This is a genomic window from Paraburkholderia sp. BCC1884 (genome assembly GCF_900996225.1).
In the GTDB taxonomy this organism is placed as follows: Bacteria; Pseudomonadota; Gammaproteobacteria; order Burkholderiales; family Burkholderiaceae; genus Paraburkholderia.
Genome location: NZ_CAAJGL010000090.1, coordinates 734,479 through 747,938, shown reverse-complemented (window position 1 = coordinate 747,938; position 13,460 = coordinate 734,479). Strand labels below are relative to the sequence as shown.

The window sequence follows — 13,460 nt, the reverse complement described above, 5'->3', positions numbered from 1 at the left end:
CTTCGCACAAAGACCCAACTAGGATTCCTATTCGATTAGAACGAACAGCGACGGTGGCTACTTGCGGCTCTGTCATATCAGCCCGATCTGACGCGCGTAGCCAATCAGATCGGCCTCTGTTTCCAGTCCCAGCTTGCGCATCGCACTGCGTTTCTGCGTGCTGATGGTCTTGCCGCTGCGCTGCAGTCGCTTGGCGATTTCGTGGACAGCCAGCCCTTGCACATAAAGCTGGAAAACCTCCCACTCGCGCGCGCTCAGCACGCCCGCGCGAAGTTGCGGCGGCGAGTCCGCCGCTTCGATCGCGACCTGCGCGTGGTGTGAGAGGTAGAGGCGGCCGGCCATGGCAGCATCGATGGCGTCGATCAGTGCGGCCGCGGTGTCGCGTTTGTCGACGATGCCGGCGACGCCGATGTGCAGCAAGCCCGAGAGCATGTGCGCATGGCAGATCATGGTCAGCACGACGACGCGCGGATGCGGCCGCCCTCGCAACACGCGACGCAGGAACGACACGGCGTTGCTGCCGCCGTCGAGCCCCGGCATGCCGATGTCCGAAACCACCACGTCGCACGAAACGGTGTCGAGCAGTTCGGCGAGGCTGTATGTGTCGGCCGCCTCGCCGACAACCTGGAGATGCGGCGCGCCCTGCAACAATCGCTGCACGCCGACGCGGACGCAGTCGTGATCGTCGGCCACGATAATGCGGATCAGTTGTGTCATCTTCTTGTTGTCTTATCGACTGGCATACCGTGCACGCAATGTGTTTCCCCGGGCTATGCCAATTCATCTTCTATTCGCCGCGCCGCTGCTGCGCGACACCTCGCCGGCTTGTCAGCGGCTTTGCGGGCGCCCTTCGGACACCACGCCATGCTCGACCGCGAAGCGGAACAATTCCGCGTCGCTGTTCAGTTCGAGCTTGCGCATCGCCGTGCATTTCTGCGCGCTGATCGTCTTGACGCTGCGCCCGAGGCGCGCAGCGATCTCGGTGACGCCGAGGCCCGAGGCGTATTGGGTGAACACCTCGAGTTCGCGGCGCGACAACATCTGGCGCACGAAATCGAGTCGCTGGGCTACCGTTGCCGAAGCGATCAGCGTGCGCACGGTCGGGCCGATGTAGCACTCGCGCGCGAGCGCGGTAACCACCGCCACGTGGATCAGATCGAGCCGGTCGCGCTTGCTCACCAGCGCGTCGACCCCGAGCGAGATGACCTTCTGCAGCGCAGCCGCCTCGTTCTCCATGGTGAGAACGATCAGCGCGATCTTCGGGAATGTCGCCTTGAATTGTCTGACCGCGTCCAGTCCGCTGACGTTGATCTCTCCCGGCATATACAGATCCATCAGCACCAGATCGCACGGTGTGCGGCCGGCTTCCAGGAAGAGTTCGTCGGCGTCGGCCGCGCGACCGACGATTTCCATGTTCGGATAGCCGCTCATCAAATTTTCGATCGCCAGCAAAACCAGCGGATGATCGTCCGCAATAATCGCGCGGACGGGTGTGCTTATTTCAGCGGCGTCGCTCATTGTCTATTGCTCCTCCGTTCCTTGAATTTTGTTTCGCTCCATTCGATGCAGCCGATTCTCCGCAATCATTAAGCATTTTTTGAAAAATAAAAATAAGATCGCTCCGAAACATACCGAAGCATTCCGAAATTTAATTGCTTAGCTATACGATTCAAAATTAAGAATTTTATTTGCACGGACATACGAGAAGAGTCCGGGATCATTTGCAACACCGAGTCGCATCATGGCTTCACGCTTCTGCCGGCTGACAGTGCGGCGATGACAACCGAGCGCCACCGCGATTTCCGAAATTGAGCAGCCGTCCACGAACAATCTGACGATCTGCGCCTGCAGTCCTGACAGACGTGGCGGTGGCAGCGCCTCGCGCTCGTCGGCGACGGGCTGCGCGAGCGCTTCGACGACGGCGTGCCCCAGATAGGTTTGACCGTCGCCACCCGCCTCGATCGCGCGCCAGAGCGCGTCCATCGACTCCGCCTTGCTGAGCACGCTGATCGCGTTGTCCGACACGACGGCGCGAAGAATCTCGGTGTTGGTCAGCGTGGTCATCACCACGACGCGCAGGGCGGGCCAGTCCCGGCGAATGCGTCGGACGAGTCCGAGTCCGTCTTCCACAGCGCCGGCGGGATCCGGCATCGACAGATCGATAACCAGCACGTCACACGGCGTGCTGCGGAGCATGTCGATTAACGACGCGGGATCGAGTGCCTCACCGACGACGGTGGCACCAGGGCGCACTTCCAGCGCGGCGCGCACGCCAAGGAGAACAAAGGGGTGATCGTCTGCCAGAATGATTCGAAGACTTGCCACGATTTCTCTCGCTTGTTGTAGGGATAATTAGCCGATACGCGGGGATGTGCCCTGGCGCACTTGCGCGCCAGGCCGGCAATAAAATCATCGCTACAAATGCAGGAAAATCGGAGCGCTCCGAATCCGGCGCAGAAGCGCGTGAGTGTCTGCGGCTCTTACCAGTAAATAAAATTTAAATTAAGCATCCTGAATATTTTTCGATTTTTTTCATCGCTTATTTTGCGAGCGGGGAGAAGCGGATTCACCCCTCCCCTACGTGGCGTCATATGCGCGCGACCCGCTGAGTTCGACAGCACGTGCCGGACGAGGAAAAACCGGCAGCGCGATCAAGGCGCATACGCTCGCCACGGCCCACACCATCGGCCACGAGCCGAGGCGCAACAACAGCGGAATCGCCAGCGGTGTCACGAAAAGCGTGAGAAACACGCAAGTGTTGCCGATCGCCAGCGCCGTGCCCGCGCGGTTCGTGCCCGCCAGAGTAGCGAGTTCGGTGAAAGCGACGCCGTGCCAGGCCGATGCGCTCACGCCGCCCAGTACGATCATCAGCGCGAACACCGTGGTCATCGCCGCGTGATGCATGCCGGCCACGCCCGTCACCAGTGCGAGCGAGGCGAACAGAACCGCGGTGAGCAAACTGCAGGCGCGCATGTAGCCGCGACGGTTGCCGCGCCGGTCGGTCCAGCTGCCGCTCCAGACCCGCGCGACCGCAGCGCCAGTTTGCACTGCGGCCATGGTCACGCTGATTGCCAGCACGCCGGCTCGGCTGAAGTCATGCAGAAACACCGTGCCGAAAGTGACGACGGCAAGCTGCGGTACGCACAATGCGCCCGCGCCGAGCGCCACGCGCCAGATCCGGATGTCGCGTAGCGGCGAAGCGCGACGCGACGCAACATTGGCCGCCGCTGCGCGCCGACCCGGTTGCTCGTTTTGCGTATCCCGTTGGCCGCGCGCCTCGGCCTCGACATGCGCCGGTTCGTGCAACCAATGCCACGCGAAACCCGCCGTCAACGCGCACGCCAGCGCCAGCACGCAGTAAGCGCTGCCAAAGCCGAACCGCGACGCGAGGACAGGCAACACCAATGCGCCCAGCCCACCCCCCGCGGGCACCGCCGTCTGGCGAATGCTCATGGCGAGACCGCGTTCGCCTTCGCGAAACCACGCCATCACCGCGCGACCGCTCGAACCGTTCACGCTGCCGCCGAGCAGGCCGACCAGCAATAGCCCGAGCGCAAGCGTCGTCACGCCCGGCACATGCGCGCCCGACGGCGCCGCGAACACGGCTAGGCCGCCAAGCGCGGCAGCCGTCGAAAGCAGGCCCAGCAAGAGCACGCGACGATCGCCCCAGCGGTCGGTCAGCAGACCCCACGGCAATTCGCTGACCGCAATGCCGAGCCCCAGCATGCCGAGGACCAGACCCAACGCGCCGTTATCCAGGTGATAGCCCGAACGCAAGAAAACCGCGGTCGTCGGAATCCCCGAGAACGCGGCGGAAAAACTTGCGTTCGCGGCAAAGCCCACACCCAACACTTTCCATCGATGACTCGCCCCGCGCACGTCCGTGGACTTCCACGCCGTATCCGATTGGTTATTCATGACACCCTCCGCAAAGATTCTGGAGTTATCCTACGGCGGTGCTTTCCATCGGAAAAGCCGGAAATTCAGATGACTTCCATCGGGTATGACGAATCATGAGCCAACGCGGATTTGACCTCACGCAATTGCGGACTTTTATCGCCGTCGCCGAATCGGGCAGCGTCTCGGCGGGTGCGGAGCGCGTTTTTCTCTCGCAGTCGTCGGTGAGCGAACAGTTGAAGAAGCTCGAGGAACGCGCCGGCCAGCCGCTCTTCGTGCGCAGTAAGCAGGGCGTGAGCGCCACGCCTGCCGGCAGCCGCCTGCTGGAGCACGCGCGCCGCATCATCGCGATGAGCGAAGCGGCCTTCGAAGACCTGCAGGGCCGCTCGCTCGACGGCGAATTGCGCATCGCCATCACCGATTACTACCGGCCGCACGATATCGCGCGCATTCTCAAAACGTTTTCGGAGCAGCACCCGCGCCTGAAACTGCACGTCACCGTCTTGCCGAGCGCGGTGATCGACAGCAGCGCCGGCGACGACGCCTCGTTCGACATCGGGCTCTCACTACGGCTCGTCACGGACGGCACTCGCGGCGTCAGCCGGCGGGCCAGCGCACCGAGCACCGTGGTGAGGCGCGAGAAGCTGATCTGGGTGCGCGCAGCCGATGCAAGCCCGCGCCCGGTCACGCCGTACCCGCTGGTTCTGCTGCCGTCGAGTTGCCAGCTACAGCGGTTTGTCGTGAAGCTGCTCGACGAGCACAAGGTGCCTTATCTGGTCTCGCATTCCGCCTCCGGCGTGGCCGGTTTGCAGCTGGCGTTGAAAGCCGGGCTCGGCATCTCCTGCCTGAACGAATCGTCGATCGGCGACGGCGTGGTGGCCTGCCCGGCCGCCGTCGGCTTGCCGGTGTTGCCCACCGTGGAGTTTCATCTGCTGCCGGGAAGAATCGGCGAAAGCGAACGCGTCAGCAACGCACGCACGGCTTTGATGCGCCTGTTCAGCTGAAGCTGCTTTTATCGGCCAACAACTCACACGACATGGAAGCCGAGCGCACACTGTCACATCAAACAATCACAATCGCGACTTATGATCAGCACACCTCAAATGACGCGCGAGGGAAATATTGAAAGGGCTCTCACCGGCGTCTATGATGATCTGGTATCGCGGCGATTCAACGTTCTGTTTGCTATTGACGGACCGGCTGAATTCCTGCAACCTCCTACTCGCTGCTGAACGTTTCAGGCGTTAATCGCGCAGCCCGAAAGCCGCCGCCCATCGGCGCATTCAGGCAGATCATTGTTTTTTTAAAGCAATTGCATCGCCGTAGCTTCCCCTGCCTCGCCATTCAGAAAAAGTCTGTTTCGATTTGCTGGTTTTGCAGTCGTCATAAAAGAATTTCTGGCAGAGCCGTCGTGCAGCGTTCGCGAGATCCCGTCACGATCGCCGAACCGATGCACGAGAAATAATCGAGAACAAAGAACGTTCCCCAACGAGGCTTCGCGTGCAACGTAAAGCTATTGGATCTTCGGTTCTATTTGCGTTTTACGTCGTGTGGAGCGGCATGGCCGTCGCCGCCGGCGACACGTCCACGGCCATGCCCTCGGCGATGGACGAGCGCGTGCGCGCCTGCACCTCATGCCACGGCGTGCAGGGCCAAGGCCTGAACAACGATTACTTTCCGCGCATTGCCGGGAAACCCGCCGACTATCTGTTCAATCAGCTGAGCGCCTTCCGCGACGGCGGCCGTACCTATCCGCCGATGGGCTATCTGCTTGCCTTCCTGCCCGACGACTATCTGCGCAAGATCAGCCAATACTTCGCCGATCTGCAGCCGCCCTATCCGAACGCCGATAACAGCAACGTGGCACCAGCGGTGCTCGCTGCGGGACAGCGGCTCGTCACGCAAGGCGACGCGGCGCGCAAGATACCGGCATGCATCGCCTGTCACGGAGCCAGCATGACGGGCAAGCAGCCCGGCATTCCCGGCTTGCTCGGTTTGCACGCGAGCTATATCGCCGGACAGATGGGCACCTGGCGCTCGGGCACGCGCCATGCGCTCGCGCCGGACTGCATGCATTCAATCGCGGTCAAGCTGAGCGACAAGGACATCACCGCCGTATCGAGCTGGCTCGCGCGTCAACCGCGCCCGGCCGATCCGCGTCCCGCGCCGGCATCGGCGGAACGGCTACCCCTCGCCTGCGGGAGCCAACCGCAATGAAGCCGATCCTTCGCTCGCTGGGACGTTTTCGCGCGTTGCGCGCGCTGTCGCTCGTGGCCGCGACGGCTCTGATCGTGGCGGGCGGCGCACGGCTCGCGCAGGCGCCTCACGCGTGGCTGATCGCCGATGCCCACGCCGCCGAGGTCGCACCGCCTACGACCGCCGCCTCGGCATCGATCGCCGACACGCGTCCCGACGTCGTCAAACGCGGCGAATACCTGGCGCGCGCGGGCGACTGCGTGGCCTGCCATACCGCGCCTCGCGGCAAACTGTTCGCCGGCGGTCTCGCGATGGAAACGCCGTTCGGCACGCTGTATTCGCCGAACATCACGCCGGACGCGCAATACGGCATCGGCAGCTGGAGCGAAGCGGCGTTCTTCAAGATGATGCGCACCGGCCGCACCCCGGACGGCACACTGATCTACCCGGCGATGCCGATCGCCCAATACACCAAAGTCACGCGCGACGACTCGAACGCGATCTTCGCCTATCTGAAGACCGTGACGCCGGTGCGCGAGCCAAATCACAAGCACACGCTGCGCTTTCCGTATAACCAGCGCAAGCTGCTGTACGGCTGGCGCACACTGTACTTCCGCGAGGGCGAGTATCAGCCCGATCCGACCAGATCGGTCGAGTGGAATCGCGGCGCGTATCTGGTCGACGGCCTCGGCCACTGCACCATGTGCCACACCAAGATCAATATGCTCGGCGGTTCGTCGCAAAGCGAGCAGTTCGCGGGCGGCCTGATTCCGGTGCAGAACTGGTACGCGCCCTCGCTGACTTCCGACAAGGACGGCGGCCTCGGCGACTGGAGCATCAAGGACATCGTCGACCTGTTGCAGGCGGGTATTTCCGATCGCGGCGCAGTGTATGGCCCGATGGCCGAAGTGACCTATCACAGCCTCCAGTACATGACCGAAGCCGACGTCAAGGCGATGGCCGTCTACCTCAAGACCTTGCCCGACAATCGCGGCCGCAAGTCCGGGCCGTCCGCGCCGACCAACACCAACGTGTTCGCGCTCGGCGAAAAGATCTACGCTGACAAGTGCGCGCTGTGTCACGGCGCCAAGGGCGAAGGCCAGCCGCAGCATTACCCGCCGCTCGCGGGCAATCAGTCGATCGAAATGGATTCCGCCGTCAACCCGATCCGGATCGTGCTCAACGGCGGTTTTCCGCCCGGCACCATGCGCAATCCGGAGCCGTACGGCATGCCGCCGTTCGGCCAGGAGTTGAGCGACACCGACGCGGCGGCCGTCGTCACGTATATCCGCACGGCCTGGGGCAATCACGGCCAGCCCGTGAACGCGCGTGAAGTCAACGAGTTGCGCAAGGCCCCGCTGCATTGAACCGCCGCACTGGAGAACCTCTAGATGGAAGCGAACGATACCCGCAGCGCGGCCCCGCCAACGGATGAGGAAGTGGAGCGCGTCGTCGCCGAGGGCCCGCATGGCGCGATCGCGGTGGCCGGAGTCGCCACGCTGATCGTCATGGCGATCTGGTTCGGCTTCTACTTCCTCGTCTTTCTGCCGCGCGGCGTCGTTCACTGATCATGTCGACAGATTCCAATCATCAACCGGGAAGCGGCCACGCGGTCGCCTTACGCGCCGAGCGCCGCTGGGCCATTTTCGCCACTGGGCTGATCGTCCTGATGCTGGTGGTCATCGTGTTCTCCGGGCTGCATTGGGCGATGATGCCGCCCTCCCGCGTCGAGACGATCGACCCGACGCGACTGCAACTGTCCGGCGAATTCGTCGAAGACAATCTCGGCAGCGCGGTGGAACCGGACGGCTCGGTGGTCGTGCGCTTTATCGCGCAGCAGTACTCGTTCACGCCGCAATGTCTGCTGGTGCCCGCCGATACGCCGATCACGATCCGCACCACCAGCGCCGACGTCGTGCACGGTCTGCTCGTCACCGACACCAACATCAACACGATGGTCGTGCCCGGCTACGTGTCGACACTCAACACGCGTTTCGATACGCCCGCCGATCACACCATGCCCTGCCACGAGTTCTGCGGCTTCGGTCATCAGACCATGTGGGCACACGTCAAGGTGATCGACAAAGCCACCTTCTTCGAGCAGGCCCGACAATCACGGAGGCTGAGCTGTGTTTCACGCTAAGCGACTCGTTCTCGCGCATTTCTGGCTCGCCTTCATTGCGTTTCTGATCGCGTTGTTGCTGGGCGCCTGGCAGATGCTGGTGCGCAGTCCATTACTGCCGTGGGTCGGCGACCCCGAGTTGTATTACCGCTCGGTGACCGCGCACGGCACGGTGATGGCCTATGTATTGCCCACGCTGGTTTCGATGGGCTTCGGCTATGCGATCGTCGAGCTTGCGCTGGCGCAGCGCCTCGTCGGTCTCAAGTGGGCGTGGGCCGCGCTCATCATGCTCGCCGTCGGCGCGGTGATGGCCGTGATCCCGGTGGCGCTCGGCCAGGCTTCGGTGCTGTACACCTTCTATCCGCCGATGATCGGCAGTCCGTTTTATTACCTCGGTGTGGTGCTGGTGGTGGTCGGCTCGTGGATCTGGGTCGCGCTGATGCACGTGAATCTGCGCATATGGAAGCGCGCCAATCCCGGCAAAGCGGTGCCGCTGGCGATGTTCGCCAACGTGGCAGGCGCTTATCTGTGGGCGTGGACCGCCGTCGGCGCGGCGCTCGAAATCCTGTTCCAGATTCTGCCGGTCGCCTTCGGCCTCACCAATACGATCGACGCCGGTCTCTCCCGCATCCTGTTTTCGTGGACGCTCCATGCGATCGTCTACTTCTGGCTGATTCCCGCTTATATCGCTTACTACACGCTGGTGCCGCGCGCGATCGGCGGACGGCTTTACAGCGATTCGATGGCGCGTGTGTCGTTCATCCTGTTCCTCGTCTTCGCGATGCCGATCGGCATCCACCATCTGTTCGCCGACCCGCAGGTCGGCTCGGGCTTCAAGTTCCTGCATGCAGTGTTCACGGGCATGGTGTCGGTGCCGACGCTGCTGACGGTCTTTACGATTTGCGCATCGGTGGAAATCGCCGGCAGGTTGCGCGGCGGCAAAGGCGCATTCGGCTGGCTGACCGCGCTGCCGTGGCAAAACCCGATGATGCTGGTAATCGCGTTTTCATTCGTGATGCTCGGACTCGGCGGCGCGGGCGGGCTCATCAACATGAGCTATCAGTTGAACTCGACGGTGCATAACACGCAGTGGGTGACAGGGCACTTCCATCTGATTTTCGGCGGTGCGATCGTCATCATGTACTTCGCGATTGCTTACGAGTTGTGGCCGCAATTGACCGGCCGCGCGATCGTGTCGGCGAGGCTGGTGCGCACGCAGTTATGGCTGTGGTTCGTCGGCATGATGGTGGTGACGCTGCCGTGGCACTACGTCGGCCTGCTCGGCGCGCCGCGCCGCATGGCCTACTACGACTACAACGCGCTGGGCTTGCAGTCGCAGGCATTCTGGGTAGGTATGTCGGCGGTGGGCGGATTGATTCTGGTGGTGTCCGGCGTGCTGTTCGTCTACATCCTCGCGAAATCGCAATTCGGGCCGGTGGTGCAGCAACAGGCCTTCCGCTTCGCGAGCGCGGTGCAACCGGTGGAACGCGTGCCCGCCGCGCTCAACAGCTTCGGCTTGTGGGTCGCGCTGATGATCGGCCTGACGGTCGTCAACTACAGCGTGCCGATCGTGCAATTGCTCAGATTGCCGCAGACGTCCGTGCCGGCAGTCGTCGTCGGAGCGCAGCGATGAACGAGGAACGCGTCTTCAGCTTGCGCAACCCGTGGTTCACCGTGAGCGTGGGCGGCACGATTGCAATTGCCATCGTGGGGATTCTGATCGGCTTCATCTGGTTGCCATCGGCGAATAACGCGTTCGGCGACCGCGGCTTGTGGGCGACGATCTGCAGCGCAGCCGGCGCGCCGTCGAGCTGGTACGGCGGCACCAATCTCACGGGTCCGCCGCCGAGCGAGGTAGTGGTCTTGCCGCCGCTGCATCGCGTGCATGCGGATGCGAACTCCATCGGCCGTGGCGCGACGATCGCCACGCAGAATTGCTCGATGTGCCATGGCGTGCTCGGCACGGTACAGGTGACCGCGCCCGCCCTGGCCGGTCAATTCGCCGACGTGGTCTACAAGGAATTGCGCGACTATCAGAACGGCGTGCGCCAGAACGCGGTGATGCAGGCGATTATCGCGGCGCGCAGCGATCAGGATCTGCACGACCTGGCTGCTTACTATGCGTCCTTGCCCAGAGCGCCGGCCGCCGAGATATTGCCCACCGGCGTGGGACCGGACGCGAATGCCGTGCGCCTCGCGATGCAGGGCGACCCGCAGCGCAATATCGCACCGTGCGCCGCATGCCATGGTCAACTGGATCGCAAAGGCGCCGCGCCCTGGTTGGGCGGGCAATCGTCGATTTATCTTGCGGCGCAGATGCGCGCCTTTGCTGCCGGCGCGCGGCACAACGATATCAATGAACAGATGCGCAACGTGGCGCGGCAGATGACGTCGGCGGAGATCGACAGTCTGGCGAAGTATTACGCGGCCATGCAGTAGCGACGTGACTCACTGCGCTACGCGCGCCTGCGCCTACCGTCCGCCGGACGCCACAAGTCAGGCGGCCGCGAACCCACCGGCTTGCGCCGCTTTGGAACCCTCGCGACGCAGCGCGAGCGAAGCCGGCGACGCCGAGCCACTGCCCGTCTGGAACACCGCCACCGCCGATGAAAGGCGTCGCGCCTGCTCTTCCAGCGAACTCGCCGCGGCGGCCGCCTGCTCGACCAACGCTGCATTCTGCTGCGTGACTTCGTCCATCTGCGCAACCGCGAGGTTGACCTGATCGATTCCGGTGCTCTGCTCGATGGCGGCTGCCGCGATCTCGCTCATGATCGAGCTCACGCGGGAAATCGAATTGACGATTTCCGTCATCGTCGAACCCGAACGCTCGACCAGCTGCGAGCCGGCTTGCACCCGCGCGGTCGACGCGTCGATCAAGCCCTTGATCTCCTTGGCCGCCGCCGCGCTGCGCTGCGCGAGCGAACGCACCTCGCTCGCGACCACCGCAAAGCCACGGCCCTGCTCACCCGCGCGCGCCGCCTCCACCGCTGCGTTGAGCGCGAGAATATTGGTCTGGAAAGCGATGCCTTCGATCACGCCGACGATATCCGCGATCCGCCGCGAGTCGTCGACGATGCCATGCATGGTGCCGACCACCTGCTCGGTGAGATCGCCACCTTGGGCAGCCAGGCTCGACGCGCCTTGCGCGAGCGAACTCGCCTGCCTGGCGTTGTCTGCCGTCTGCTTGACGGTCGAGGTCAGCTGTTCGATGCTCGCCGCCGTTTCTTCGAGCGACGCGGCCTGCTCTTCGGTGCGCTGCGACAGATCGGTGTTGCCGGCGGCGATCTCGCTCACGCCCGTGTCGATCGATTCCGTCCCTTGACGCACCGAGTTCACCGTCGTGATCAGCGAGTCCTGCATCTTGCGCAAGGCGGCCGCGAGACGGCCCATTTCGTTGTTGCTCGCCACCACGATCTGACCGGTCAGGTCGCCGTTGGCAATCCGCTGGAACTGCGCAATGGTGGCGTCGACCGGCGTGACGATCGCCCGCACCAGCACCGCCCGGCCGATCCACGAACCCAGCAGCGAGACCACGATGCCGATCGCCACCGTCACGCAGATCGCGAAGAACAGGTCTTGAGCATCCTGATAGCGCTGCGCGCCGTGATCGATCTGCAATTGTTCGAGCGTGAGCATCGCCTTTTCGTAGGCGCTGTAGAGCGACGGGAGCTTATGCGCCTGCAATTGCTGGAACGCAGTCCTGTCGCTCGCCTTAAGCGCGGCGAGCGCCGGGTCGACGCCCTCGCGCAGGAAGGTGTCGCGCTTGTCCTGCATGTCCTTGATCAGACGCTGTTCGTCGGCATCCGCACTGGCGCGACTCACATAATGGGAAAGGCGATCGTCAGATGCTTTCCGGTACTGATCGAAACGCTTGAGCACGGCGTTCGCGCCGTCCTGATCGTTCAGGTCCACCAACGATGCATAAGTTGCCAGTGCCAGACGCAGGCGCAGGAGCTGGCCGGCGCTGCCTTCGAGATCGGCGACGGCGGGCGTGTCCACGGTGTACATCTGTTGCAATGAAGCGTTGCTCGAGCGCAGCGACAGCAGGCCCGCAGCGGCGCCGAGCAGCAGCACGACGCCGAAGAAAGCGATCATCAAGGTAAGGCAGGTGCGAATCGACAGATTTTTCAACATCGGGCTTGTCTCCGTTGGGCTGCCTGACCGAATGTTCAATTTCAGTAATACCCCGGCCACGCGTGCTGCGCCCAAGCCCGTTCCGGCCAGGTCCGCAACTCATGTCTAAATTTAAGCGAATGCCACATTGAGGGATTACGGCGGTATTACGCAAAACTTTATAGTTAAGCGTGCAAACGATTGCGATAAATCAACGCTACCGCGAAGGTGGGACGATCCTTCGATCGCGGCGCTGCGGGACTACCCGGGTTTGCGCCGCGTCGCACTTGGTAGACATTAACGGGGCGCGTGATTCTGGAGCAGGTTCATGTCAGAAATAGGTTCGGCAGTGCTGGTTTTCGCGCTGTTGCTCGCCGCGACCGGTGTGGGCGTGTGGGTGCGGCCGCTGCTGCCCGAAGAGCACAAGGCGCACGAAACCGTTCAGTTGATCCAGCTGGTGATCGGCATGCTGGTGACGTTTGCCGCGCTGGTGCTCGGTTTGATGACGGCGTCGGCGAAATCCAGCTTCGATACGGCGTCGACGGATCTGCGCACCTACGCGTCCGACCTGATCGAGTTCGACACGACCTTGCGGCAATACGGCAGCGAGACCGACGCGGCGCGCAAGCTATTGCGCGTGTACACCGCAGCGGCGATCGCTTCGACCTGGCCGAGCGAGCCTGTGCCGAGCGGCGACTATCCAAAAGACATCGGCTCGCCTGACGATACGCAAAAGCTGGAGAACGTGCGGCTCGGCGACATGCTGAACATGGTGGGCAAGGAGTTGCGGCAACTGGTTGCGCACAGCCCTTTGCAGCAGCGTGCCCTCGATGATGCGTTGACGCAGTTCCAGCGCGTCGTCGATGCGCGCTGGAAGCTGATCGAGGAAGCGCACAGCACGATCTCGCAGCCCTTCTTCAAGACGCTGACGTTCTGGCTATGCGTGATCTTTTTGAGCTTCGGATTGATTGCGCCTCGCAACGCGCTCGCCATGGTGACGATTTCGCTCGGGGCGGTGTCGATCGCGTCCGCGATCTATGTGATGGTCGATCTGGATACGCCGTTTACGGGCCCGATCGTTATTTCCAGCGTTCCCATGCGCGATGCGCTGGATCACTTGCGACAGTGACGC

Annotated in this window: 13 protein-coding genes; 8 read left to right on the top strand and 5 right to left on the bottom strand. The window is 63.0% G+C overall.

The window, feature by feature from the left end; all coding sequences use genetic code 11:
- Window positions 1-72 precede the first annotated feature (72 nt).
- The 4 genes from FQ705_RS22280 to FQ705_RS22265 form a co-directional block, all read right to left on the bottom strand.
- The gene (locus tag FQ705_RS22280) at window positions 73-717 is read right to left on the bottom strand and encodes a response regulator transcription factor (RefSeq protein ID WP_144144295.1); all 645 of its coding nucleotides are present in this window, start codon (window positions 715-717) and stop codon (window positions 73-75) included.
- A gap of 111 nt (window positions 718-828) precedes the next feature.
- The gene (locus tag FQ705_RS22275) at window positions 829-1,518 is read right to left on the bottom strand and encodes a response regulator transcription factor (protein WP_144144293.1); all 690 of its coding nucleotides are present in this window, start codon (window positions 1,516-1,518) and stop codon (window positions 829-831) included.
- A 138-nt stretch (window positions 1,519-1,656) separates the two neighbouring features.
- The gene (locus tag FQ705_RS22270) at window positions 1,657-2,271 is read right to left on the bottom strand and encodes a response regulator transcription factor (protein ID WP_260854586.1); all 615 of its coding nucleotides are present in this window, start codon (window positions 2,269-2,271) and stop codon (window positions 1,657-1,659) included.
- Between the two features lie 306 nt (window positions 2,272-2,577).
- The gene (locus FQ705_RS22265) at window positions 2,578-3,918 is read right to left on the bottom strand and encodes an MFS transporter (RefSeq protein WP_144144289.1); all 1,341 of its coding nucleotides are present in this window, start codon (window positions 3,916-3,918) and stop codon (window positions 2,578-2,580) included.
- A gap of 95 nt (window positions 3,919-4,013) precedes the next feature.
- Here FQ705_RS22265 and FQ705_RS22260 point away from each other — a divergent pair, with 95 nt between their 5' ends.
- The 7 genes from FQ705_RS22260 (at window position 4,014) to FQ705_RS22230 (ending at window position 10,654) form a co-directional block, all read left to right on the top strand.
- Window positions 4,014-4,901 carry a LysR family transcriptional regulator gene (locus tag FQ705_RS22260; RefSeq protein ID WP_144144287.1) on the top strand — a complete coding sequence of 296 codons (888 nt, stop codon included), beginning with the start codon at window positions 4,014-4,016 and terminating at the stop codon, window positions 4,899-4,901.
- Between the two features lie 496 nt (window positions 4,902-5,397).
- Complete coding sequence (locus FQ705_RS22255; protein WP_144144285.1) at window positions 5,398-6,114, top strand: c-type cytochrome; 717 nt, start codon at window positions 5,398-5,400, stop codon at window positions 6,112-6,114.
- The gene (locus FQ705_RS22250) at window positions 6,111-7,460 is read left to right on the top strand and encodes a c-type cytochrome (RefSeq protein ID WP_144144283.1); all 1,350 of its coding nucleotides are present in this window, start codon (window positions 6,111-6,113) and stop codon (window positions 7,458-7,460) included. Before FQ705_RS22255 ends, FQ705_RS22250 begins: the two co-directional genes overlap by 4 nt.
- A gap of 24 nt (window positions 7,461-7,484) precedes the next feature.
- Window positions 7,485-7,661 (top strand): cytochrome c oxidase subunit 2A, encoded by a 177-nt coding sequence (locus FQ705_RS22245; RefSeq protein ID WP_144144282.1) that lies wholly within the window; start codon window positions 7,485-7,487, stop codon window positions 7,659-7,661.
- 2 nt (window positions 7,662-7,663) lie between these two features.
- The gene (locus FQ705_RS22240; protein ID WP_144144280.1) at window positions 7,664-8,236 is read left to right on the top strand and encodes a cytochrome C oxidase subunit II; all 573 of its coding nucleotides are present in this window, start codon (window positions 7,664-7,666) and stop codon (window positions 8,234-8,236) included.
- Complete coding sequence (locus tag FQ705_RS22235; protein WP_144144278.1) at window positions 8,223-9,848, top strand: b(o/a)3-type cytochrome-c oxidase subunit 1; 1,626 nt, start codon at window positions 8,223-8,225, stop codon at window positions 9,846-9,848. Before FQ705_RS22240 ends, FQ705_RS22235 begins: the two co-directional genes overlap by 14 nt.
- Window positions 9,845-10,654 carry a c-type cytochrome gene (locus FQ705_RS22230; protein ID WP_144144276.1) on the top strand — a complete coding sequence of 270 codons (810 nt, stop codon included), beginning with the start codon at window positions 9,845-9,847 and terminating at the stop codon, window positions 10,652-10,654. The genes FQ705_RS22235 and FQ705_RS22230 overlap by 4 nt, the downstream gene beginning before the upstream one ends.
- A 57-nt stretch (window positions 10,655-10,711) precedes the next feature.
- On the opposite strand, the gene FQ705_RS22225 is transcribed toward FQ705_RS22230, so the two are convergent.
- A complete protein-coding gene (locus FQ705_RS22225) occupies window positions 10,712-12,349 on the bottom strand; it encodes a methyl-accepting chemotaxis protein (protein WP_144144273.1) in 1,638 nt (545 codons plus the stop codon).
- A 307-nt stretch (window positions 12,350-12,656) separates the two neighbouring features.
- On the opposite strand from FQ705_RS22225, the gene FQ705_RS22220 reads away from it, so the two are divergent.
- Window positions 12,657-13,457, top strand: coding sequence for a DUF4239 domain-containing protein (locus FQ705_RS22220; protein WP_144144271.1), 801 nt, complete (start codon window positions 12,657-12,659; stop codon window positions 13,455-13,457).
- Window positions 13,458-13,460 lie beyond the last annotated feature (3 nt).